We start from the raw sequence: 21,615 nt of genomic DNA, 5'->3' as shown, positions 1-21,615 counted from the left end.
TGGCGCGCCCGCGCCGAGGTTATTGCTTAGGGTGAGACCGGGGCCATTGGGGGGCAGCGGTAGCGACAGTCGTTCGAGCGATCCCGGACCCGCGGCTGCGGGTTTGCCGGTCGAGATCGCTTTTCTCGCACGGCACGGTGTGGACCCTTCCGCGCTGACGCACGCGGCCGAGCACGCCATGCGCAACCGCACCGATCCCGCGCGCGAGGCCATGGCGCTCGGCCTGATTGACGAAGCCGGTTTCTACCGTGCGTTGGCGGACGAGATGGGCTTGCCGTTCCAATACACGCCCCCGTCACTGCTGCCGGGTGGCAGATATCGCGCGATGCTGCGCCAGGGCATCGCGCCCACGCTGGAAGGGGCCTCGCTCCGCACCGTACTCGCCCCGGAAGGGCCGGCACTGCGCCGGATGATCGAGGCCGGCCCACGACGGCGCGACAATATCGCGGTGACGACACCGCGCCGCTTCGCCGAGGCCTTGCGCCGTTCAAACGCCGGGGAGCTGGCGCGTCATGCGGCCGGCCTCGACGAGGCCGGGCTCGCCCGCGACAGTGCCCGCACCGGCGCCAGCCGCGGCCAGGTGATCGCAGCCGGCATCGGCCTCGCCGCAGCAGCGATCGGCAGTGTCATCGCGCCGCTCGAAACCTTCTTTGCCTTCGCCCTGCTGCTCGGGCCGCTCTTTCTCGGCCTCATTCTGCTGCGCCTCGCGACCACGATCGAACGCGCGACACCCGATCTCTGGGCAAGCCATCGCTGGCGCATCGACGATGCGCGCCTGCCGATCTACACCGTCGCCGTGCCCATGTACCGCGAAGAGGCGGTCCTGCAGCAATTGACCGATGCGCTCTGCGCCCTCGACTACCCGCCCGCCAAGCTCGATATCCGCCTGCTGATCGAAGAGGACGATGCCGGCATGCGGGCGGCGCTGGCCAAGATGTCGCTGCCATCCCAGTTCATTGTGACGGTCGTGCCGCCCGGCGCCCCGCGCACCAAGCCGCGGGCGCTCAATATCGCCCTGCTCGAGGCCCGTGGCTCGTTCTTCACCATCTTCGATGCCGAGGATATTCCCGACCGGCAGCAATTGCGCATGGCGGCGGCACGCTTTCTCAGCGGACCACCGGACCTCGCCTGCCTGCAGGCGCGACTCGTCATCGACCATGCCGAGGAAGGCACGCTCCCCGGGCTCTTCGCGCTCGAATACGCCGGGCTCTTCGAGGTGCTCAATCCCGGCCTGCTGCAGTTCCAGCTGCCGATCATGCTGGGCGGCACCTCGAACCATTTCCGGACGGAGGTGCTGCGCGCCGTCGGTGGCTGGGATGCCTGGAACGTCACCGAGGATGCCGATCTCGGCATGCGCCTCGTGCGCGCCGGCTATCGCATCGGTGATCTGCCGTCGATCACGCGCGAGGAAGCACCTCTCTCTATCCCGGCCTGGCTCAAGCAGCGCTCGCGCTGGATCAAGGGTTACATCCAGACGCTGGTGACGCATTCGCGCGAGCCGATCCGGCTCCTGCGCGAAGCGGGTATCGGCGCGACATTCGCCTTCCTGTCGCTGGCCTTCGGCACGGTCGCCACCGCGCTGGGCTATCCAGTCTTCGCCGTCGCCGCATTGCTCGCCTGTTGGGACGGATCGCTGTTCGCGCCGGAGAGTGCTCTCGCGACCGTCACCTCGACGATCGCGCTCTGCGTCTGGCTATTGGGCAGCGTCGCACTCTTCGCGCCGCCGGCCGTCGGCGCGCTCCGCCGCGGCTCGCCCGGTCTGCTCCTGCTGGTGCCGCTGCTACCGCTCTATTATGCGCTGGTCTCGGTCGCGGCCTGGATGGCGCTCTACGACTACTTCAACCGGCGCTTCGTCTGGAACAAGACCGAGCACGGGCTGGCACGCCGGCGTGCACCCGTTGAAACCTGCTACGAGTGCCGCAACCATTCCGCCGCGGCCTGCGCCGGAGGTTGCTCGATGTTGAAGGCACCGATGAAGCTGCCGTCCTTGCCCATCAGATAGACCAAAGCGGTGTGATCCATCGTGTAGTCCCCGTCCTTCAGCGGCACCTTCTTGGCGTAGGCGCGGTAGGCTTTGATCACGGCGTCGACCGCAGGCCGATCGCCGCTCAAGCCGACGATGCGCGAATCGAAGGAGGCGAGATAGCTCTTCATCGTCTCCGGCGTGTCGCGCTCGGGATCGACGGTGATGAACAGCGCCTTGAGCTGCTTGGCCTTGTCGCCGTCACCAGCGGCGCGCAGCGCCTCGGAAATCTCGAAGAGCTTGGTCGGGCAGACGTCCGGGCAATGGGTGAAGCCGAAGAAGACCAGGAAGGGCGAGCCGCGCAGATCGGCGTCCGAGAGCGGCTTGCCGTCCTGCGTCGTGAGGGTGAAGGGGCCGCCGACGCTGGCCGTGCCGGTGCCACCGCCCTGGCGGCCGGGAGAGAAGGTGAGGATCGCGGCAGCCGCCAGCGCAAGCGCACCGGCAAGGAACACGACGAGGGGCAGGACGATGCGGCGATTCACGGAGAGCTTCCCGACGGAGCGGCGCGGTGGCCGCTATGCTTTGGATGATGGTCATGCATCGGCTGGTTCAGAAAACCGGTTCCCACTTTTCGGGCCGATGCCTAGAAGCAAGCGACGATGGCGGCGATGAGCCCGTCGGTGAAAAGCCGGTCCCCCTCGCGCCACCACAGCAGCAACCCGGCCAGCAGCAGGCCAAAGAAGCCGCCGCCGAGCAACAGGAGTCCGTTGCGGCTCGAAGAGCCCGCCTCGGCTTGCGCTGTCGGATCCACCTGCACCATTCCAACATCCTATCGCCACGCGACCTCGTCCGAAAGCGGGCGGCGTGACGCAGGGACTAACGATGCGGCGATGCGCCTTGGAGCGCGATTAATTCCTGGAACCGCGGTGTCATTCCGGGGCTTCGCGTCAGCGAAGAGCCCCGAAGCCAGAACACTGTCGAGCGTCATTCTCGGGCGAAGCAAAGCGCAGACCCGAGAATCTCTTGCAGGAAATGGCTCTGAGACTTCTCCTTCATGAGATGCTCGGGTCAAGCCCGAGCATGACGGCGGAGGTTCCGCTTATTTCACCGGGAAGGTGAGCGGGGAATAGTCCGTCACCGGGCGCTTGACCCAGTCATTGCCGGGCGCTGCGGCTTCGGTTCGCTTCTGGGCCTCGTGGAGCCGCAGCGCCGCAGCGGGATAGTCCATCGTCAGCACGGTGCCGTCGCGCACGACGAGCTTGCCGTCGACATAGACCCGGTCGACGGCGCGCTCTGCGGCGGCATAGACCATGCTGCGCACGGGGTCGCGGCGCGGCTGCATCATCGGGTGCTTGAGGTCGACCATGACGAGGTCGGCCTTGCAGCCCGCTTCCAGGCGCCCGATGTCATCGCGGCCGAGCGCGGCGGCGCCGGCCGTGGTCGCGGCCTCGAAGATGTCGGTGGTGGTCAGGGTGCGCGGATTCTCCGCCATCATGCGGGCGACATAGCCGACATGGCGCATCTCCTCGAGCATGTTGTGCGGATAGGTGTCGGTGCCCAGGCCGATCCTGACACCGGCGCGGCGATAGCGGCCGAAATCGTCGAGGGCGATGCCGCGGCGCATGAAGACCGTCGGGCAATGGGCGACCATCGTGCCGGTCTCGGCCAGCAGCGCGAGGTCGCGCCGGCTGTGCCAGGCGACGCGCGGGTAATCGTCGAGGAAGATGCCGTGGCCGACGATGCTGGTTTTGCCGAGCACGCCGAGCTTCTCCAGCCACTGGATCGGCGTCACGCCATGGCGGCGAGTGATCTCGTGGAACTCGACTGTCGATTGCGCCGCGTGGATCTGCCAGGGCAGGCCGCGACGCTTCGCTTCAGCATAGCTGTCCTTGATCAGGCCCTCGCTGCAGGTGTCGATCTGCGAAGGAGAGACCATCGCGAAGAGCCGGCCGGACGGATGCTTCTGCGCCCGCTCGATGACCGCGAAAGCCTGCTCCATGGCCGCGACGCCGGCCTTCTCGTCCCACTCGTATTCGACGACATGGCCGTTCTTGGTGTACCAGCGGGCCGACCGGAACATCGGCGATAGGCAGACGCGCAGGCCGCTATCGGCGGCGAGGTCCAGCCAGCCGGGATGAGCGACCGACATGTCGGCGAGCGTGGTGACGCCGGAGAGCAAAAGTTCAGAGTAGGCGACCTGCACGCAATCGGGCACCGCCTCGGCGTCCGGCCGCAGGATCGGCATGAACTCGTAGAGCGAGGAATTATAGAGCGCAGGCGAGCCAAGCTCGTCGAGGAAGCCCTTGTTCAGCGCCTCGCTCGAGGGATGCGAATGGATGTTGACGAGACCGGGCATGACCATGCGGCCACTTCCGTCGACGGTCTCGTCGGCCTGCCCCTCATAGCGAGCACCGACATAGCGCAGCGTGCCGTCCTCGAAGGCGACATCGGCTCCGTGCAGATAGACATGCCGGGAGGCTTCCGCGTCCCAGGCGACAACGATTTCGGCGTTCTTGATGACCGTGATCGTCATGACGTTTCCTCCCTAGCAGTTAGACATGGAAAAAGCGCCGCGCGGCCTGGGCCACGCGGCGCTGAGGAAGCTTAGCGCTTCAGCTTGATGTCGAGGCCCTTGTAGAGGCCCGCGCCGTAGATGCCGTGGGCGCGTGCGCCCTCGACACGGTCGCCCGCGACCACCCAGAGCGGCTGCGAGGCCAGCGGCACCCAGACATTCGCCTCGGTGAGCTGGGTCTGGACCGCGCCGATCGCCTGCTTGCGCTTGTCGGCATCGACGGCGGTCGCCGCAGTCTTGAGCAACTCGTCCGTCTTCGGGTCCTTCCAGTTCATCCGGTTCGGCGTCGGGGCCTGGCGGCTGGCGAAGTAGAGGTTCAGCGCCTCGGTCGCCGTCACATAGGGGTAGGACATGTAGAAGGCGTCGAATTCCTGCGTCGCCAGCTTGCCCCAGGCGACGGTGGCATCCCAGAGCTGGATCTTCAGGTCGATGCCGACCTTGCGCAGATCGGCCTGCATCGCCTCCGAGATGCGCGGGTTCACGTCGTTGCGGATGCCGTAAACGACGAAGGTCGCCTTCTGGCCGTCCTTCTCTCGGATGCCGTCGGAGCCCGGCTTCCAGCCGGCCGCTTCCAGCACCTTGATGGCGCCGGCGGCGTCATGCTTGGGCATCTTGCCGGCCGAATCCTTGTCGTAGTCGAGCACGGCCGGGTTGAGCAGCGAAGGCAGCGCGGTGCCCTTGCCGAAGAAGATCGCCTTGGCGATGGCCTGCTTGTCGACGGCCATGTTGACCGCTTCGCGGATCGCCGCGTCCTTCGAGACGGGCTTGTCGACCTTGAAGCCCATGAAGATGTCGTAGATGTAGTTTTCCTGCCGCTGCACCGTCATGCCCGGGATGCGCTGCATCGTGTCGAGCGCGATATAGGGCATGTAATAGGTCACGTCGGCCTGCTTGGCCTGGATCGCGGCCATCAGCGTGTTCGACTCGGGAATGACCTTCCAGACGATCTCGTCGATCTGCGGCTTCGGGTCCTTGTAGATCGGCGGGCCCCAGCTGTAGTGCGGGTTCTTCTTGAGGACGAGCTCCTGGCGCGGGGTCCATTTCGACCAGCAATACGGGCCGGTTCCGTTGAAGCCCTGCACGCCGAAGTTCGGGCCGAGCTTCTCGACCGTGTTCTTGTCGACGACAGAGGCGAAGGACAGCGCCATCTGGAACAGCAGGTCGCTGTAGGGCTCCTTGAGCTCGTAGATCAGCGTGGAATCGCCGTCGGCGCGGATGTCCTTGACCGGACCGCCACGGAAGGAGACCGGCGACTTGTTGGCGGGGTCGGTCCAGCGCTTCAGCGAATAGACGACGTCGTCGATCGTCATCGGGCGGCCGTCGCAGAACTTGACGTCGTTGCGCAGCTTGAAGGTGTAGGTCATGCCGTCCGGCGAGACCGTCCAGCTGTTGGCGAGACCCGGCTTGATCGTCTTCATGTCGAAGTCGACCGTCACCAGCGTATCCGCCATCATGTAGAGCACCTCGGCAGCGGCCGTGGCGGTGGTGCGGATCGGGTCGTAATTGTCGGCGTCGATCACGCGCAGGATCGAGAGCGGCGCCTTCTGCTGCGCGACCGCCGGCAGGGCGGCGAACGTCGCCACGGCGGCGCCGGCCAGAAGCAGGGTGGAGAGTTTGGTCATCGAGCTGGTCCCCTTTTGACGTTTCTTGGGCGGTATGAGCGGCTTACTTCCGCAGCTTCGGATCGAGAGCGTCCCGCAGCGCATCGCCGAGGACGTTGAAGGCGAGCACGACCGCGAAGATCACGAGGCTCGGCAGGACCGAGACATGCGGCGCGAAAAACAGGAAGTTGCGGCCGTCGGCGGCCATGGCTCCCAGCTCGGCGGTCGGCGGTTGCGCGCCGAGCCCGAGGAAGGAGAGCGCCGCGCCGAGCAGGATGACCTGGCCGAAGCGCAGGGTGACGAAGACGAACATCGCCGAGAGGCAGTTCGGCAGAACGTAGCGCAGAATGATGCGCAGATCGCTGAGGCCCAGCGAGCGGGCCGCCTCGATATAGCCCTGCTGCAGCACCACCAGCGCCGAACCGCGCACGACGCGCGCCATCAGCGGCACGGTCGCGATCGAAAGCGCGATGATGACCGCTGTCAGCCCGGGGCCGAAGATCGCCGCGATGGCGAGGCCGAACAGGATGGCCGGAAAGGACAGCAGCACGTCCATCAGGCGCATCAGGACGCCCGAGAGCTTCGGGTAATAGGCGGCAGCGAAACCGATCACGCCACCGATCACGCAGCCGAAGATCACCGAGGCACCGCCCATGAGCAGCGTCGTCCTGAGGCCGAAGAGCAGGCGGGTGATCATGTCGCGCCCCTGCCCGTCCGTGCCGAGCAGCCCGGCCTCGCCCGGCGGCTTCAACGTGTTGGCGAGATCGTTGCCGTAAGGATCGGTCGGGGCGAGCCAGGGGGCGAACACCGCACAGAGGATAGCGAGGACGACCAGGCCGAGAGCGATGCAGGCGCCGACATCGGACAGCAGCATCCTGAGGACCGTCTTCCGGCGGACGGGCGTGGCGGCGGCGACGCTCACGGCGGCTTCCACCGCCTTGGCACCGGGCAGGAGAGCGCTTTTGGCGGAACTCATCAGGCGCCCCTCACACGCGGATCGAGCACGGCGTAGAGGACGTCCACCGCGAGATTGACCAGGATGAAGCCGAGCGACAACACGATGATCGTGCCCTGCGCCATCGGCAGGTCGCTCGACAGGATGGCGCCGACGGCGAGCCGGCCGATGCCCGGCCACGAGAACACGGTTTCCGTGACGACGGCGCCGCCGAGCAGGAAGCCGATCTGCAGGCCGATCAGGGTGACGACCGGCACCAACGCGTTGCGCAAGGTGTGCCTGATCAACACGACCCATTCAGCCAGCCCCTTGGCGCGGGCGGTGCGGACATGGTCGGCGCCGAGCTCGTCGAGCACCGAGGTACGGGTCATGCGCGCGACCGGGCCGACAAAGACGCCCCCCAGCGTGAGTGCCGGCAGGATGACGCCCTGAATACCTTCCCAGGTCCAGAGCGGACCGGTGCGGCCGGTGAAGGGCAGGATCGGATATTTGAAGCCGAAGAGCCAGATCAGCCCGAGGCCGAGGAAGAAGACCGGCAGCGAGACGCCGGCGACCGAGACCGCCATGATCGCGCGGTCAATGAGCGAACCGCGGAAATAGGCGCCGAGCGTGCCGAGCAGCATGCCCAGCGGAATGGCCCAGACCAGCGAGGCGAACATCAATTCGAGCGTCGGGCCGATGGTGTTGCCGAGCTCCTGCACGACGGGGACGTTGTTGATGATGGAAACGCCAAGATCGCCCTGCGCCAGGCGCCCGATATAGATCACGAATTGCTTCCAGAGCGGCTGGTCGAGTCCCAGTTCCTGGCGGATGGCCTGAACGACATCCTGGGTCGCAGTCGGGCCGGCGCGCACCTGCGCCGGATCTGTCGGCACGACCTGCATCAGCAGGAAGCCGATCAGCAGCACGCCGAGCAGGACCGGAACGACCAGCAGCAGCCTTTGCAGCGTATGTCGGAGCATGAAGAGGTTCCCGGCTTATTGAGCGGCAGCCGCGAGCTGGCCGTGCCGGTCGAAGACGACCTCGCCGCCGAGCAGCGTCAGGTCGCAGCGCACCTCGTTCTCGACCTGCTCGACCGGAACCGAGAAGATGTCGTGCGAGAGCACAGCGATGTCGGCGAGCTGTCCGGGGACAAGACGGCCGAGCTTGTCCTCGGCGAACTGGGTGTAGGCGCCGAGCAGCGTATAGGCATGCACCGCCTCTTCCATGCTCAGCTTTTCGGCGCCGCCGATCTCGGTGTGGCGCTTGGTCTGGCGGGTGACCATGGTGAAAAGGTTCTTGAACGGGTCGGTGGCGCAGACCGGGGCATCCGAGCTCGCCGCGGCATGGAGCCCGCCATCGAGCCATTTGCGCATCGGATAGGAGGCGCCGGCGCGGGCCTCGCCGAGATTGATCACGTAGAGATCGCCGAACTCGTAGATGAAGGCCGGCTGCGGCACCGGATCGATGCCGGCTGCCGCCATGCGGGCGAGCTGACCACCGGTCAGGAAGCCGCAATGCTCGATGCGGTGGCGCCGCCCGCGGATCGGATGCTCGGCGCTGTCGGCTTTTTCGATGCCCGAGAGCACCTGCTCGATCGCGGCGTCGCCGATCGCGTGGATGGCGAGCTGGTAGCCGAGCTTGTGATAATGCGCGAGATAGCGATGCATATCTTCGTCGGAATAGATGAAGATGCCGCGGTTATCGGGATCGCCGACGAGGTAGGGCTCGCTCATCGCCGCGGTCAGGCCGCCGGCGCTACCGTCTCCGAACACCTTCATCGCGCCGTAGCGCAGCAGGCCGGTCTCGCGGCCGAAGCGGTAGCCGGCGGCGTAAGCCTCGTCACCGATGCCGTCGGCATTGCCGTAGATGCAGACCCAGGTCCTGACCGGCAGCGTGCCGGCGCGGGCGAGCTCCTCATAGGCCTCGATCTCGGCCATGCCCGCGCCCATGCCGACGCCTGCATCCATCACGCTGGTGAAGCCCTGCGCGAGCATGTAGTGCCCGGCCTTCTCGATCGCCGCCTTCAGCTCGGCGACGCTAGCCTGCGGCATCGCCTCGACGATCAGCCGCATCGCGCTCTCCGCCAGCAGGCCGGTGAGCTTGTTGTCGCGCCGCTCGATCAGGCCGCCGGCCGGGCTCGGCGTGTTGTGGCCGATGCCTGCAGCCGCCATGGCACGGCTGTTGACGACGCCGACATGGCCGCAAGTGCGCTTGATGTAGACGGGATTGTCCGGGGCGATACGGTCGAGCTCCTCGGCCGTGGGATGACGCCCCTCGGCGAGTTCGTTGTGGTCGTAGCCGCGACCGATCACCCATTCGCCGGGCTTCTTGCCCTTGGCGGCGGCGGCAACGCGGCGCAGAACCTCGCCGATGCTGTTGACGCCTTCCTCGGGGCGCAGATTGACCTCGCTCATGGCGAGGCCGAGCGGCAGCAGATGCATATGCGCGTCGTTGAGACCGGGAATGGCGACGCGACCGGCGAGATCGACGACCTTGGTGCCAGGCCCCTGAAGCGCGGCGATCTCCGCCGCCGATCCCGCCGCCAGCACCTTGCCGCCAGCGATCGCCAGGGCTTCCGCGAAGCCTTCCGCCAAGCCGCAGAAGATGCGGCCATTCAACAAAACGGTTTCGGCTTGCGTCATCGCCCCTGCTTACCCTGTTTTCTCTGTTGAATTCTCGCCGCAGGCATTGGCAAATAGGCAGTATTCGGCAAGCATCGACCGTCGCGCGAAAGCGAGATATCGCTTCCACGCAGCCCTATCGGAGGGGATTGGGATTTTAGTCTGGACGGTACGTTCTGATCGCGAAAACTATTCCACTCCGCCTGTTCCCCATGACACAATTTTCTTATTGGCTTTCAGGCAGCATTGCTCAGAATATTGAGCATGGCAAGGGCCGTCGAGCAGGCGCGCCCTGCATGACGCGCAAAAAAGACAAGGCGCGCGAAACGGGGAGGCGGAGCAGCGATGAGCTTTGATGTCGGCGGAAGGCTGAAGGAAATCAGGCTCGCGGCCGGACTTTCCCAGCGCGAACTGGCCGCCCGCTCGGGCGTCACGCATAGCCTGATCTCGCTGATCGAGCAGAATCGGAACAGCCCGTCGGTCGCCTCGCTGCGCAAGATCCTCGACGGCATCCCGATGAGCATGGTGAATTTTTTTGACGAGGCCCGGACCCCGAAGGACAAGGTCTTCTTCGAGGCCCCGGACCTGCTCGATCTCACCTCGCGGCTGCATCAGGTCAATGGCGGCGAAAGCCGGGGGCAGATGTCCTTCCGCCAGGTCGGCGACGCGCAGGCGCACAACCTGCAGATCCTGCACGAATCCTACGAGCCCGGCGCCGATACGGGAATCGCGATGCTGAAGCACGATTCGCATGAGGGCGGGGTGGTGCTGTCGGGCGAACTCGAAGTCTCCGTCGGCGACCAGATCAAGGTGCTGATGCCGGGCGACGCCTATCTCTTCGACAGCCGCGTTCCGCATCGCTTCCGCAACATCGGCACGGAGCGCTGCATCGTCGTCAGCGCCTGCACGCCGCCCTATCTCTAGGTAGCACCGCCTTCGGCGCGTAGCGCTTCAGCCCTCGCGAACCGCGACGATGAACAGGCGCGGGAAGCGCAGCAGCACCTTGCCGTCGCTCTCGACCGGATAGGCCGGCGCGATGCGCTCCAGATAGCGCGCCATGAAAGGCTCTCGCTCCTCGGCGGTCAGCCGGTCGAGATAGGGCTTGAGGCCCGTGCTCTTGAACCATTCGGCGATGGCCTCGACGCCGGCGAGCGCATGCACATAGGTCGTCTGCCAGATGTCGACCCGGCATCCGGCAGCCATCAACCAGCGGCGGTAATCCCCGAAGGAGCCGATTGCAGAGCGCTCCGCCTTGGCGGTGGCGAGCCGCTCTGCCCACGGCCCTTCCGCGGCGACCTCGCGCATCGCGACATGCGAAGGTTCCGCGAGATTGTTCGGCATCTGCACGGCGAGGCAACCGCCCGGCTTGAGCGAGCGCGCCAGCCGCGGAAACAGGCCTTCATGGTCGGGCAGCCATTGCAGCACGGCATTGGCGAAGACCAGGTCGTAACCGGCGGCGTCGGACCAGGTCGCGACATCGCCCAGCACGAAGGACAGGTCCGGCAGGCGCTTGCGCGCCTTCTCCAGCATGTCCGGCGAGGAATCGAGCCCCTGGGTAAGGGCATCGGGAAACCGCTGCGCGACCAGTTCGGTGCTGTTGCCGGGGCCGCAGCCGAGATCGATGCAGCGCTGTGGAGCGCTAAGCGGCACGCGGGCGAGGAGGTCGATCGAGGGGCGTGTCCGCTCGTCCTCGAAGCGCAGATATTGCGCGGCATCCCAGTCGGGCTTTGCAGTCATGCGGGAGGCTTTCGGGCAAGCAGGGCGAAACGGGTCGAGGAAGCCAGCCGGATCGCGTCGTGCAGCGGGGCGGCCCTCTGCTGCTCGCGAACGACCTGGATATAGTCAGCCGGCACGATATCGACGAAGCCTGCAGCCTTCAGCATATCCTCGAGACGCTGCCGGCTAAGACCATCCTTGAAGTAGAAGCGCTTGGTGATCGAGGCATGGGTGTCCGCATCGATCTGATGGACGGGCGCACCGCGCCTGTCGCGCAGCCAGTTGCCGAAGCGATTGACCAGCGCCTGCCAGCGCGTGCGGTTCACCCAGTCACCGTCGATCACCAGCAGGCGGCCACCGGGGCGCAGGACGCGGAACCACTCGCTCAGAGCCGCTTCCGGATCGGTCAGCGTCCAGACGAGATGGCGGGTGATCGCCGCATCATAGCTGGCCTCGTCGTCGAGCAGATGCTCGGCATCGCCGAGCCGGAAGCGTGCCGCCTTGCCATGCTTGGCGCGGGCGCGCTCCAGCATCGCCTCGGAGAAGTCGAGCGCCGTGACGCGGTGCTTGAGCGAGAGCAGCGCGCGGGTGATTTCCCCGGTGCCGCAGGCGAGGTCGAGCACATCGAGCGGTGCCGGGCCGAAGGAATCGCGAATCAGGCGCTGGAACGCCTGCAGCTCCCGGTCGGATTTGATCGCATGGCCGAAGGAGAGATCGAAGCTCTCGGCACGCGACGACCAATAGGCCCGGATCTCTTCCTTCAGGGTGAAATTGTCGTGCGAAGCGGGAGCGGACATGGCTCAATGGACCTGGATATAGGGCTCGACCAGAAGCGTGCCGCGGGCCGAATGCTCCAGATGCACACCCACGGCATATGTCTCCGAAACCGCCGGATGCGCAAGCACCTCGACCGGCGCGCCGGCCTGGGCGATGCGCCCGCCATTCATGACGAGGACACGGTCGGCAAAGCGTGCCGCGAGCGAGAGATCGTGGATGGCCACGACGGTGACGATGCCGCGCCTGCGGGTCGCCTCGCGAATCGTCGCCATGACGTCGAGCTGACGGCGGACATCGAGCGCGCTCGTCGGCTCGTCGAGCAGCAGCACGTCGGGCTCGCGCACCAGCGCCTGGCCGATCGCCGCAAGCTGGCGTTGGCCTCCGGAGAGCGTGGCGATGTCACGCGAGGCGAAGGGAGCGAGACCCAGCTCCGCAATCACCGCCTCGACGGCGCGCATGTCCTCGGAGGAGGCCGCGAGAGCAAACCCGCGATGCAGGCTCTTGCGGGCGAGCAGGATGATGTCGAAGACCGACAGCGCGACGCGCGCCTCGGTATTCTGCGCGAGATAGAAGACCTTGCGCGCACGTTCCCGTGCCGGAACCATCGCCAGATCGCGATCATCGAGCTTGACCATGCCTGCCTGCGGGGCAAGCAGGCCAGCCGCGCAGCGGAACAGCGTCGACTTGCCCGAGCCGTTCGGACCGACCAATGCGGCCAGTTCGCCGCGTGGCAACTCGCCGGTGCCGAGCCCTTGCAGCACGGGCGTGGCGCCATAGCGGAAATCGAGATCGCGGATGAGCAGCGCCACGGCTCAGGCTCCCCTGTTGCGGATCGACATGACCAAGCTGAAGAAGAAAGGCACGCCGATCAGCGCTGTGATGATGCCGATCGGATAGATCACGCCGGGCGTGATCGCCTTCGACACGCTGGAGGCGAGCGAAAGCAGGACCGCGCTCGCGATCGTCGCGACGGGCAGGAAAAAGCGCTGGTCCTCCCCGACCAGGAGCCGCGCGATATGCGGCCCGACGAGCCCGATGAAGCCGATGCCGCCGACGAAGGAGACCGAAACGGCGGCCAGCAGCGATGTCGCGATCAGGATCTCCAGCCGCAGCCGATCGACGCGGACGCCGAGGCTCTCCGCCCGGTCGTCGCCGAGCCGGAGCGCGGTGAGCGCCCAGCCGCGCATCAGGAAGAAGGGCAACGCCAGCGCGATCAGCAGCGCTGCGACACCGACCTTGCCCCAGGTGGCGCGGGCGAGGCTGCCCAGCGTCCAGAACACGATCTGGGTAAGCTGGACCTCATTCGAGCGGTACTGCAGCAGTGCCGTGAAGGCGTTGCAGGTGAAGAGCAGCGCGATGCCGACCAGGATCATCGTCTCGGCGCTGACGCCGCGCAGCTTGGTCATGAAGAACAGCACGAGCGAAGCGGAGAGTGCGAAGACGAAGGCATTCGCCGTGACGATGAAGGGGCCGGCGCCGGGCACGACGCTCCAGCCGAAGACGATCGCCACGGAGGCGCCAACCGTCGCCGCGGCGGAGACCCCGAGCGTGAAGGGATCGGCCAGCGGATTGGCGAGGATGGTCTGCATGCCCGCCCCGCTCAGGCCGAGCATGGCGCCGACGGCGAGCGCCATCAGCGCGATCGGCAGGCGCAGATCCCAGACGATGACGGACAATCGCGGCGAGGCCGATTGCGGGTCGACGAGCGTGCGCAGCACATCGGCGAGCGGCAGGTTGCCGGGCCCGATCGAGACGTCGAGCGCCACCGCAAAGAGCAACACCAGCACGCCGAGCAGAACGAGCTTCAGGCGCTTCGCGTTGCGCTTGCGGTAATCCGCGGTCGCGGTCGCCGCCACGGGCAGGACTGCCGTCATCGCTTCAGGCCGCGATCATTGGAGCTTGGCCCAGAAGACGCCGGAATAGGAGATCGGCAGGAATTTCTCATGGAATTCCTTGAACACCGCCTCCGGATCGATGTCCTTGAACAGGTCCGGATAGAGCTCCTTGGCCATGGCGAGCTCGGCGACGAAGTAATAGGGCGCGTCGTAGAACTGGTGGTAGAAGGCCATCACCTTCTTGCCCTGCACTGCCTTGAGCTGCTGGAAGCCAGGCCGCTGCATCAGCGCCGACATTTCCTTCTGCACCTTCTCGGGGGTGGCGTCATAGCCGAGGCTGACGGCATTGCTTCCGGGATTGCTGCCGTACCAGTTGGCGCCCGTCAGGAAATAGACATCCGGGTTGTCGGTGAGCACCTTCTCCTGCGCGGCTTCGGCCTGGAAAGCTGAGAAGTACTGGCTGCCCCAGTTGCGCCCGCCGGCTTCCTCGATGAAGCGGCCGAAGTTGAAGGGACCGAAGGTGGCGCAGCAGGGCAGGAGCCCGGCAGCCCGCTCGACGAAAACCATCGGCTTCTTCTTGTCGGGGATGGAGCCGACACGCGCATAGATGCGGCGGGTCTGGCGGAGATAATAGTCGGTGAAGGCGGCCGCCTCCTTCTCGCGGCCGAGGACGCGGCCCAGCAGCTGCACGCTCGGCAGCACGTTCTGGGTCGGATCCTGGCGGAAATCGACGAAGATCGTGGCGATGCCGGCCTTCTCGAGCTTGCCGAGCAGGCCCGTCTCCTGCGCCTTGAAGTAGTTGGAGAGGTCGAGGATGTAGACCTCGGTGCCGAGCGCGGCGATCTTCTCCATGCTGACATCGGCGGCATAGGGGTTGCCCATGTCGGCGACGTCCTTCGCCTTCGGGAACTTCGCCAGATATTTCTGCCAGGCACCGGGATCGTTCTGGATCAGGTCGTTGCCCCAGCCGACGACGCGCTTGAACGGGTCGTCGCGGTCCAGCATCGCCAGCGTGTAGAGCTGGCGGCCCTCGCTCAGCACGATCTTCGACGGATCGCGCGTGACGTTGACGACGCGCCCGGCGAGATCAGTGACCTCGATCGTCTCGGCGCGGGCGGACGGTGCGGAGAACACCGCCAAAGCCAATGCGGCAGCAGGAAGAAGGCGCGTCAGGCGGGACAGAGCGAACATGATAGCCGACCGGATCGAGAAAAGCGCTTCGCGCTAACACAATCCTCCGGCAGTAGACAAAGCAAATCTGCATATTTTAATTATTCTAAAGAAATGAATACTGCAGTTTTCTTGTAAACGGACAACATCCGATCGCGGAACATTAGGTTCGAAAAACATCCCGCGCTCACCGAAGACCAGAGCTCCATGCTTGCCGCGCCGAGGTGCGATGAGCCTTTGCCGCACGGCATGAATTGTGCTCGAAATCACATCGACAATGGTCGGCCCACAAGCCGGCAGCAGCGGAAAGGATAGGGTCCGTGGCCTACCGCCATGTCATCGGCTTGCGGAGCTATGTCTTCGAAGACCTGCGCGACCTCATGGCCAAGGCCACACCGCCGCGCTCGGGCGATCAACTCGCGGGACTTGCGGCCGCCTCGGCGGAGGAGGCCGTGGCAGCCCGGATGACGCTGGCCGATCTGCCGCTCAAGACCTTCCTCACCGACGCGCTGATTCCCTACGAGATCGACGAGATCACCCGCCTGATCCTCGACACGCATGACGCGGCGGCCTTTGCGCCGGTCGCGGGCCTGACGGTCGGCGGCTTCCGCGACTGGCTGCTTTCGGACGAGGCGTCGAGCGAAGCGCTGGCCCGGCTCGCCAGGGGCGTCACGCCTGAAATGGCAGCCGCCGTCTCGAAGATCATGCGCCTGCAGGACCTGATCGCCGTGGCGCGGAAATGTCGCGTGGTGACCCGCTTCCGCAACACGCTCGGCCTGCCCGGCACCATGGCCGTGCGCCTGCAACCGAACCACCCTGCCGACGATCCGCGCGGCATCGCCGCCTCGATCATCGACGGGCTCTCCTATGGCTGCGGCGATGCCGTGATCGGCATCAACCCGGTCTCCGACAATCTCAGCGTGCTCTCGGACCTGCTCAAGTTGCTCGACGAGGTGATCCAGCGCTACGCCATCCCGACGCAGGGCTGCGTGCTCACCCATGTCACCTCATCGATCGAGCTGATCGCGCGTGGCGCGCCGGTCGACCTCGTCTTCCAGTCCGTCGCCGGCACTGAGGCGGCCAATCGCTCCTTCGGCATCGATCTTTCCGTGCTGCGTGAAGGCTACGAGGCCGGGCTCTCGCTGAAGCGCGGCGCGCTCGGGCAAAACCTGATGTATTTTGAGACCGGCCAGGGCTCGGCGCTCTCCGCGGAGGCCCATCACGGCGTCGACCAGCAGACGCTGGAGGCGCGCGCCTATGCGGTCTGCCGGGCCTTCGACCCGCTGCTGGTCAACACCGTCGTCGGCTTCATCGGGCCGGAATATCTCTATGACGGCAAGCAGATCACCCGCGCGGGCTTAGAGGACCATTTCTGCGGCAAGCTGATGGGCCTGCCGCTGGGCTGCGACGTCTGTTACACCAACCATGCGGAAGCCGATCAGGACGATATGGACGCCCTGCTGACGCTGCTTGCGACGGCCGGAGTCACCTACGTGATGGGCGTGCCGGGCGCCGACGACGTGATGCTGAACTATCAGTCGACCTCTTTCCACGACCAACTCTACATTCGCGACCTGCTCGGCCTGAAGCGCGCGCCCGAGTTCGAGCGCTGGCTGCAGGAACAGGGCCTGACGGGCACAGATGGCCGGCTCCTGGCCCAGGCTGGTGCACCGCGCCTCGTGACGTCACTGGCGGAGATGGTGTCGTGAATACTCCCGATCCCTGGCGGCGCCTTTCCGCACTGACGCCAGCGCGCATCGGCATCGGCCGTGCCGGATCGGGCCTCGGCACGCACGAAACCCTGCGCTTCGCCCTCGCCCATGCGCAGGCCCGCGACGCCGTCCATGCGGAACTCGACACGGCCGCGCTCGCCGCCGAGCTGCGGTCGCTTGGGCTCGCCTCCCTTCAGGTCGCCAGCCGGGCGGCCGGGCGCGCCTCGTACCTGCTGCGCCCCGATCTCGGCCGCAGCCTTGCCGCGGAAAGCCACGCCGCTGTCGCGTCCGGCGGCAGCGGCGGCTGCGATATCGCGCTCGTCATCGCCGACGGCCTGTCGGCACAGGCCGTGCAGGCCCATGCCGCTCGCTTCGTCGCAGCTTTCCTGCCGCTCGCGGAGCGCAGCGGCTGGTCGCTGTCGCCGGCCGTCATCGTCTCGCAAGGCCGGGTGGCCATCGGCGATGAGATCGGCATGCTCTTCGGCGCAAGGCTGACGCTGCTGCTGATCGGCGAACGGCCGGGCCTGTCCTGCCCCGACAGCCTGGGGCTCTACATCACCTACGCCCCGCGCCCCGGGCGCAACGATGGCGAGCGCAACTGCGTCTCGAACATCCATGGCGCAGGTCTGGCGCCAGCCGAAGCCGCAGCACGCGCTGCCTGGCTGGTGGAGGCCTCGTTCGCGCGCGGGCTCTCCGGCGTCGCATTGAAGGACGAGAGTGCGAGCAACACCACCCCCCGCCTCGCCTCCGACACGATCTGAACACGCGGCACCCGATCAGAGCAGCTTGTCGGGACCGTCCATGGCTTCGAGCGCCCGCACGGCGAAGCGTCGCCCCAGTGGCGCTAACTCCGCAGCGTTGGCAGCCGCAGCCGTGCCCGCCCTGACGCGATCGGCAATGCCGACGAAAATCACGGCGAAACGAAACAGCGCGAAGGCGAGATGAAAGCGCGTGAGCGGCGCCGTCGGCACGGCATGGGCATAATAATGCGCGAGAAACTCGGCCTCTGTGGGAATGCCGAGCGCGGCCCGGTCGAGGCCGAGGATGCCGCCATATTCGTCGGGCGCCGTATGCCAGGGCATGGCGCAATAGCCGAGATCGGCAAGCGGATGGCCGAGCGTCGACAACTCCCAGTCGAGGATGCCGATCACCTCGGGCTTCTCGGGGTGAAAAAGCAGGTTGCCGAGCCGGAAATCGCCGTGGGCGATCGAGACCTGACCGTCATCGGGAGGGAGATGCGCCGGTAGCCAATCGGCGGCGGCCTCCAATTCAGGGATCGGTTCGCCCGGCGATTCCCGCAGTTGCCTGGTCCAACGCGCGATCTGGCGCTCGAAATAATTTCCCGGTCGGCCGAAGTCGCCGAGACCGACCGCGTCGGGCCTGACGGAGTGGAGCTTCGCCAGGGCCTCGGCCATGCCGAGATAGAGGCCGTGGCGCTCGGCCGGCGCGAGGCCGGGCAAGGCGCAATCATGGAAGACGCGGCCATCGAGCCGCTCCATCAGATAGAAGGGCGTGCCAAGCGGCTCGGGTTCGGCATGGAAGAGCACCGCGCGGGGCACCGGCACATTCGTTTGCGCCAGCGCTTCAAGAACACGGAACTCGCGGTCGATCGCATGGGCGCCGCGCAGGATCGGACCCGCCGGCTGCTTGCGCAGCACCAGCCGCTTCCCGCCATGATCGACGAAATAGGTCGGATTGGATTGGCCTCCGCCGATCCGCTCGATCGAGAGAGCACCCGGACCGAAGCGTTCGTCCAGGAAACCCGCCAGCGCGGCGGGGTCGAAATCGGCCTTGCCGCTTGGAGCCTCGCCGCCCTGCCCGGTCATCGCGACGCCTCAGCCTTGTGCCTGCCCGGCGACGGGCCAGCGCCAGAAATCGCGGCCTTCCTCGGTCAGGAAGCCGTTCAGCACCATCTTGTGGACTTCATCTGCGCCGTCGACCAGCCGCGCCTGGCGGGCGTAGCGGTAGATCCACTCCAGCACGGTATCCTTGGAATAGCCGCGGGCACCGTTGATCTGGATGGCGACATCGGCGGCATCGTGCAGGACATTCGCAACCTGGACCTTGGCCATCGAGACCTCCTTGCGGGCGAAGCCGCCACGATCGAGCTCCCAGGCCGCCTTCATCACCAGCATGCGGCCGATCTCGATGCGCATGGCGAGGTCGCCGAGCTTGAGCTGAATGCTCTCGCGATCGGCGAGGCGCTGGCCGAAGCCGTAGCGCTCGGCGGCATAGGCCTGCGCGATCTCGACGCAGCGCCTGGAGAGGCCAAGCCAGCGCATGCAATGCGTCAGGCGGGCCGGGCCAAGGCGGACCTGCGTCACCTTCATGCCCCTGCCTTCGCCGCCGAGCACATCCTCGACCGGAATCTCCAGGCCGTCGAATTCCAGCTCGCAATGGCCGCCATGCTCCTCCGGCCCCATAATCTCGATGCGGCGCAGGATGCGCCAGCCCGGCTGGTCGGCATGGAAGAGGAAGGCGGTGAGGCCGCTGCGCGGATCGTCCGAGGTGCGGGCGACCAGGATGAAGTGCTTCGCCTCCTCCGCCCCCGTAATGAACCATTTGCGGCCGCTAACAATGTACGTGTCGCCCCGCCGTTCGGCTTTGGTCAGGATCATCGAAGGGTCGGAGCCGCCGCCGGGGTGGGGCTCGGTCATGGCGAAGGCCGAGCGGACCTTGCCCTCGACGATGGGCTTCAGCCAGCGCTCCTTCTGATCGGGGGTTCCGAGCGCCTCCAGCACCATCATGTTGCCGTCATCCGGCGCCGCCGAGTTGAAGACGACGGGGCCGAAGATCGAGCGGTTCATCTCCTCATAGGCGACCGCCATGCCCATTTTGCCAAGCCCGGCCCCGCCGGTTTCCGGCTTGAGCTGCAGGCACCAGAGCCCAGCCGCACGGGCCTTGGCGCGCACGGTCTCCAGCAGGGGCAGCGCGATGTTGCCATGCGCGTCATAGGAAGCCCGATCCGCTTCGAGCGGCATGATTTCGCGCTCGACGAATGCGGCGATGCGGGCGCGATAATCCTCGATGCGGGCAGAAATCTCGAAATCCATGGCCGTTCTCACAGAGACGAAACGAGATGGCCGCCATCGACTTCGATGGTCGCGCCGGTGATGTAGCTGCCGGCGGTCGAGGCGAGCAGCAGAAGGGCGCCGTCGAGCTCCTCCGGCTTGCCCAGCCTTCGCTGCGGGATGCGCTTGATCAAGTTCAGACCGGCTTCAGTCGCGAAGAAATCGCGGTTGATGTCGGTCTCGATATAACCGGGGCAAAGGGCGTTCACGCGAATGCCGTCGCGTGCCCATTCGAGCGCCAGGGCCTTGGTGAGCTGGATGACGCCCGCCTTCGAGGCCGCATAGGCGCTGACGCCGCCGGCGACGCGATGGCCGAGGATCGAAGCGATGTTGACGATGGCTCCGCCGCGCCCGGCTTCGCGCATGCCGCGCGCCACGGCCTGGGCGACGAGGAAGACGCCCTTGAGATTGGTGTCGAGCACCGCATCCCAATCCGCTTCGGAAAGGTCGGCCGCCGGACCGGCGCCGCTGACACCTGCATTGTTGACCAGGATGTCGAAATGCCGGCCGGCGAGCGCATCGGTGATGGAAGTGGCATCGCCGACATCCAGCAGAATGTTTTGCGCAGTGCCGCCCGCGGCAGCGATCTCGCCACATGCCTGATCCAGCGCAGATTGCCGGCGCGCGGCGAGCGTAACCTCGACGCCATGGCGCGCGAGCAGCTTGGCGAAATGCAGCCCCAGCCCACCGGAGGCTCCCGTCACCAGGGCGCTCCTTCCTGAGAGATCCTCGAACATCCGGCATCCCGTTTCGAACACGGCTAAGTCTCGGCCGGTTACCGGCGGCGATCAAGGCGCCAAACGTCGAAGAGCCCCGGCGCGGGACGCCGGGGCTCCTTACTTCGTCACCACCGATCCGCGGCTGCCTGATTACTGCCAGGTCTGTCGGCCGTACCAGGCGTCGACATCGCTGCGGGCGTTGTCCTTGGCGAGGCCGTAGCGCTCCTGGATCTTGCCTTCGAGCTGGTCGCGCTTGCCGGCGATGACGTCGAGATCGTCATCGGTCAGCTTGCCCCACTGCTCCTTCACCTTGCCCTTGAGCTGCTTCCAGTTTCCTTCGACGCGGTTCCAGTCCATCGGGACCTCCTCGTTTGAGAGTGGATTCGAGAAAACAACGCGTCAGCAGCGCCATTGTTCATCGAAAAATGCCGCAGAACATAAAATACCCGGATAAAATATTGCCTTATTAAAATCCGGGTATTATTTAGCACCCGTCGAACAGGATGGGTTGGACCGATGCAGATCGCGGATAGAAAGGCGGCAACGGCCGCCTACAAGGAACGGAAATCGGTGGCGGGCATCTATGCCTTCCGCTGCGAGGCGAGCGGCCAGAGCTGGGTCGGCCGCGCGCCCGATCTCGCGACGATCGAGAACCGCCTGCGCTTCACGCTGCGCCACGGCAATCACCGGCAGCGCAGTTTGCAGGCGGCATGGAATGCGCTGGGCCCCGAGGCCTTCCAGTTCGAGGCGCTCGAAAGGCTGGAGGACGAGGATATCGTCTATGTGCGGGATCGCGTGCTGAAGGAGCGCCTCGCCCATTGGCAGGCGACGCTCAGCGCGGAGATGCTCTGATCGAGCGCAATCCTGGGCGGCGTCCCGGGCGGAGCGAAGCGCAGACCCGGGATCCATTCCGGAACGGTC

At 66.2% G+C, this 21,615-nt stretch carries 21 protein-coding genes; 5 read left to right on the top strand and 16 right to left on the bottom strand.

What is annotated here, in order from left to right; genetic code table 11:
* The first annotated feature begins 178 nt into the window (after positions 1 to 178).
* Positions 179 to 2,002, top strand: a complete 1,824-nt coding sequence (locus AC1DNE_RS18650; protein ID WP_441471195.1) for a glycosyltransferase family 2 protein — start codon at positions 179 to 181, stop codon at positions 2,000 to 2,002.
* Here AC1DNE_RS18650 and AC1DNE_RS18645 read toward each other — a convergent pair.
* The 7 genes from AC1DNE_RS18645 to AC1DNE_RS18615 form a co-directional block, all read right to left on the bottom strand.
* Positions 1,909 to 2,505 carry an SCO family protein gene (locus tag AC1DNE_RS18645; RefSeq protein ID WP_441471194.1) on the bottom strand — a complete coding sequence of 199 codons (597 nt, stop codon included), beginning with the start codon at positions 2,503 to 2,505 and terminating at the stop codon, positions 1,909 to 1,911. The genes AC1DNE_RS18650 and AC1DNE_RS18645 overlap by 94 nt on opposite strands.
* Positions 2,506 to 2,606: 101 nt before the next feature.
* Positions 2,607 to 2,783, bottom strand: coding sequence for a hypothetical protein (locus AC1DNE_RS18640; RefSeq protein ID WP_441471193.1), 177 nt, complete (start codon positions 2,781 to 2,783; stop codon positions 2,607 to 2,609).
* Between the two features lie 279 nt (positions 2,784 to 3,062).
* Positions 3,063 to 4,496 carry an amidohydrolase family protein gene (locus AC1DNE_RS18635; protein WP_441471192.1) on the bottom strand — a complete coding sequence of 478 codons (1,434 nt, stop codon included), beginning with the start codon at positions 4,494 to 4,496 and terminating at the stop codon, positions 3,063 to 3,065.
* A 71-nt stretch (positions 4,497 to 4,567) separates the two neighbouring features.
* Complete coding sequence (locus AC1DNE_RS18630) at positions 4,568 to 6,157, bottom strand: ABC transporter substrate-binding protein (RefSeq protein ID WP_441471191.1); 1,590 nt, start codon at positions 6,155 to 6,157, stop codon at positions 4,568 to 4,570.
* A gap of 43 nt (positions 6,158 to 6,200) precedes the next feature.
* Positions 6,201 to 7,112, bottom strand: coding sequence for an ABC transporter permease (locus tag AC1DNE_RS18625; protein ID WP_441471190.1), 912 nt, complete (start codon positions 7,110 to 7,112; stop codon positions 6,201 to 6,203).
* Positions 7,112 to 8,053 (bottom strand): ABC transporter permease, encoded by a 942-nt coding sequence (locus AC1DNE_RS18620; protein WP_441471189.1) that lies wholly within the window; start codon positions 8,051 to 8,053, stop codon positions 7,112 to 7,114. The genes AC1DNE_RS18625 and AC1DNE_RS18620 overlap by 1 nt, the downstream gene beginning before the upstream one ends.
* A gap of 15 nt (positions 8,054 to 8,068) precedes the next feature.
* On the bottom strand, positions 8,069 to 9,715 hold the full coding sequence (locus AC1DNE_RS18615; RefSeq protein ID WP_441471188.1) for an amidohydrolase: 1,647 nt from the start codon (positions 9,713 to 9,715) through the stop codon (positions 8,069 to 8,071).
* A gap of 324 nt (positions 9,716 to 10,039) precedes the next feature.
* On the opposite strand from AC1DNE_RS18615, the gene AC1DNE_RS18610 reads away from it, so the two are divergent.
* Positions 10,040 to 10,618, top strand: coding sequence for a cupin domain-containing protein (locus AC1DNE_RS18610; protein ID WP_441471187.1), 579 nt, complete (start codon positions 10,040 to 10,042; stop codon positions 10,616 to 10,618).
* 27 nt (positions 10,619 to 10,645) lie between these two features.
* Here AC1DNE_RS18610 and tam read toward each other — a convergent pair whose 3' ends face one another.
* The 5 genes from tam to AC1DNE_RS18585 are packed head-to-tail and all read right to left on the bottom strand — an operon-like array spanning position 10,646 to position 15,213.
* The gene (tam, locus tag AC1DNE_RS18605) at positions 10,646 to 11,431 is read right to left on the bottom strand and encodes a trans-aconitate 2-methyltransferase (protein WP_441471186.1); all 786 of its coding nucleotides are present in this window, start codon (positions 11,429 to 11,431) and stop codon (positions 10,646 to 10,648) included.
* Positions 11,428 to 12,207 (bottom strand): class I SAM-dependent methyltransferase, encoded by a 780-nt coding sequence (locus AC1DNE_RS18600; RefSeq protein WP_441471185.1) that lies wholly within the window; start codon positions 12,205 to 12,207, stop codon positions 11,428 to 11,430. The genes tam and AC1DNE_RS18600 overlap by 4 nt, the downstream gene beginning before the upstream one ends.
* 3 nt (positions 12,208 to 12,210) lie before the next feature.
* Entirely contained in the window at positions 12,211 to 12,996 is a 786-nt protein-coding gene (locus AC1DNE_RS18595; RefSeq protein ID WP_441471184.1) for an ABC transporter ATP-binding protein, read from the bottom strand.
* Between the two features lie 3 nt (positions 12,997 to 12,999).
* Positions 13,000 to 14,061, bottom strand: coding sequence for a FecCD family ABC transporter permease (locus AC1DNE_RS18590; protein ID WP_441471183.1), 1,062 nt, complete (start codon positions 14,059 to 14,061; stop codon positions 13,000 to 13,002).
* A gap of 15 nt (positions 14,062 to 14,076) precedes the next feature.
* Positions 14,077 to 15,213, bottom strand: a complete 1,137-nt coding sequence (locus AC1DNE_RS18585) for an ABC transporter substrate-binding protein (RefSeq protein WP_441471182.1) — start codon at positions 15,211 to 15,213, stop codon at positions 14,077 to 14,079.
* 299 nt (positions 15,214 to 15,512) lie between these two features.
* Here AC1DNE_RS18585 and AC1DNE_RS18580 point away from each other — a divergent pair, with 299 nt between their 5' ends.
* Positions 15,513 to 16,901, top strand: coding sequence for an ethanolamine ammonia-lyase subunit EutB (locus tag AC1DNE_RS18580; RefSeq protein WP_441471181.1), 1,389 nt, complete (start codon positions 15,513 to 15,515; stop codon positions 16,899 to 16,901).
* Complete coding sequence (gene eutC / locus AC1DNE_RS18575) at positions 16,898 to 17,665, top strand: ethanolamine ammonia-lyase subunit EutC (protein WP_441471180.1); 768 nt, start codon at positions 16,898 to 16,900, stop codon at positions 17,663 to 17,665. The genes AC1DNE_RS18580 and eutC overlap by 4 nt, the downstream gene beginning before the upstream one ends.
* A 15-nt stretch (positions 17,666 to 17,680) precedes the next feature.
* On the opposite strand, the gene AC1DNE_RS18570 is transcribed toward eutC, so the two are convergent.
* From AC1DNE_RS18570 to AC1DNE_RS18555, 4 genes are all read right to left on the bottom strand, one after another.
* The gene (locus AC1DNE_RS18570; RefSeq protein ID WP_441471179.1) at positions 17,681 to 18,730 is read right to left on the bottom strand and encodes a phosphotransferase family protein; all 1,050 of its coding nucleotides are present in this window, start codon (positions 18,728 to 18,730) and stop codon (positions 17,681 to 17,683) included.
* Between the two features lie 9 nt (positions 18,731 to 18,739).
* Positions 18,740 to 19,957 carry an acyl-CoA dehydrogenase family protein gene (locus tag AC1DNE_RS18565; protein WP_441471178.1) on the bottom strand — a complete coding sequence of 406 codons (1,218 nt, stop codon included), beginning with the start codon at positions 19,955 to 19,957 and terminating at the stop codon, positions 18,740 to 18,742.
* Positions 19,958 to 19,965: 8 nt separating this feature from the next.
* Positions 19,966 to 20,712: an SDR family NAD(P)-dependent oxidoreductase gene (locus tag AC1DNE_RS18560; RefSeq protein ID WP_441471177.1), complete on the bottom strand. Its 747-nt coding sequence runs from the start codon at positions 20,710 to 20,712 to the stop codon at positions 19,966 to 19,968.
* Between the two features lie 132 nt (positions 20,713 to 20,844).
* Positions 20,845 to 21,051, bottom strand: a complete 207-nt coding sequence (locus AC1DNE_RS18555) for a CsbD family protein (protein ID WP_476766710.1) — start codon at positions 21,049 to 21,051, stop codon at positions 20,845 to 20,847.
* Between the two features lie 159 nt (positions 21,052 to 21,210).
* On the opposite strand from AC1DNE_RS18555, the gene AC1DNE_RS18550 reads away from it, so the two are divergent.
* Positions 21,211 to 21,546, top strand: coding sequence for a GIY-YIG nuclease family protein (locus AC1DNE_RS18550; RefSeq protein WP_441471176.1), 336 nt, complete (start codon positions 21,211 to 21,213; stop codon positions 21,544 to 21,546).
* Positions 21,547 to 21,615: the final 69 nt, after the last annotated feature.

It is taken from the genome of Allobosea sp. 05L423, from assembly GCF_056397745.1.
Note: the sequence above shows the minus strand (reverse complement) of the source record. Positions and strands in the feature narration are given on the sequence as shown.

What these genes read in the sequence shown, in the direction of transcription:
- AC1DNE_RS18630 (WP_441471191.1), bottom strand. Translation starts at nt 6,157, where the DNA reads ATGACCAAACTCTCCACCCTGCTTCTGGCCGGCGCCGCCGTGGCGACG.
- AC1DNE_RS18570 (WP_441471179.1), bottom strand. Translation starts at nt 18,730, where the DNA reads ATGACCGGGCAGGGCGGCGAGGCTCCAAGCGGCAAGGCCGATTTCGAC.
- AC1DNE_RS18600 (WP_441471185.1), bottom strand. Translation starts at nt 12,207, where the DNA reads ATGTCCGCTCCCGCTTCGCACGACAATTTCACCCTGAAGGAAGAGATC.
- AC1DNE_RS18555 (WP_476766710.1), bottom strand. Translation starts at nt 21,051, where the DNA reads ATGGACTGGAACCGCGTCGAAGGAAACTGGAAGCAGCTCAAGGGCAAG.
- AC1DNE_RS18585 (WP_441471182.1), bottom strand. Translation starts at nt 15,213, where the DNA reads ATGTTCGCTCTGTCCCGCCTGACGCGCCTTCTTCCTGCTGCCGCATTG.
- AC1DNE_RS18635 (WP_441471192.1), bottom strand. Translation starts at nt 4,496, where the DNA reads ATGACGATCACGGTCATCAAGAACGCCGAAATCGTTGTCGCCTGGGAC.
- AC1DNE_RS18610 (WP_441471187.1), top strand. Translation starts at nt 10,040, where the DNA reads ATGAGCTTTGATGTCGGCGGAAGGCTGAAGGAAATCAGGCTCGCGGCC.
- AC1DNE_RS18620 (WP_441471189.1), bottom strand. Translation starts at nt 8,053, where the DNA reads ATGCTCCGACATACGCTGCAAAGGCTGCTGCTGGTCGTTCCGGTCCTG.
- AC1DNE_RS18640 (WP_441471193.1), bottom strand. Translation starts at nt 2,783, where the DNA reads ATGGTGCAGGTGGATCCGACAGCGCAAGCCGAGGCGGGCTCTTCGAGC.
- AC1DNE_RS18560 (WP_441471177.1), bottom strand. Translation starts at nt 20,712, where the DNA reads ATGTTCGAGGATCTCTCAGGAAGGAGCGCCCTGGTGACGGGAGCCTCC.
- AC1DNE_RS18550 (WP_441471176.1), top strand. Translation starts at nt 21,211, where the DNA reads ATGCAGATCGCGGATAGAAAGGCGGCAACGGCCGCCTACAAGGAACGG.
- tam (WP_441471186.1), bottom strand. Translation starts at nt 11,431, where the DNA reads ATGACTGCAAAGCCCGACTGGGATGCCGCGCAATATCTGCGCTTCGAG.
- AC1DNE_RS18590 (WP_441471183.1), bottom strand. Translation starts at nt 14,061, where the DNA reads ATGACGGCAGTCCTGCCCGTGGCGGCGACCGCGACCGCGGATTACCGC.
- AC1DNE_RS18625 (WP_441471190.1), bottom strand. Translation starts at nt 7,112, where the DNA reads ATGAGTTCCGCCAAAAGCGCTCTCCTGCCCGGTGCCAAGGCGGTGGAA.
- AC1DNE_RS18615 (WP_441471188.1), bottom strand. Translation starts at nt 9,715, where the DNA reads ATGACGCAAGCCGAAACCGTTTTGTTGAATGGCCGCATCTTCTGCGGC.
- AC1DNE_RS18565 (WP_441471178.1), bottom strand. Translation starts at nt 19,957, where the DNA reads ATGGATTTCGAGATTTCTGCCCGCATCGAGGATTATCGCGCCCGCATC.
- AC1DNE_RS18650 (WP_441471195.1), top strand. Translation starts at nt 179, where the DNA reads ATGCGCAACCGCACCGATCCCGCGCGCGAGGCCATGGCGCTCGGCCTG.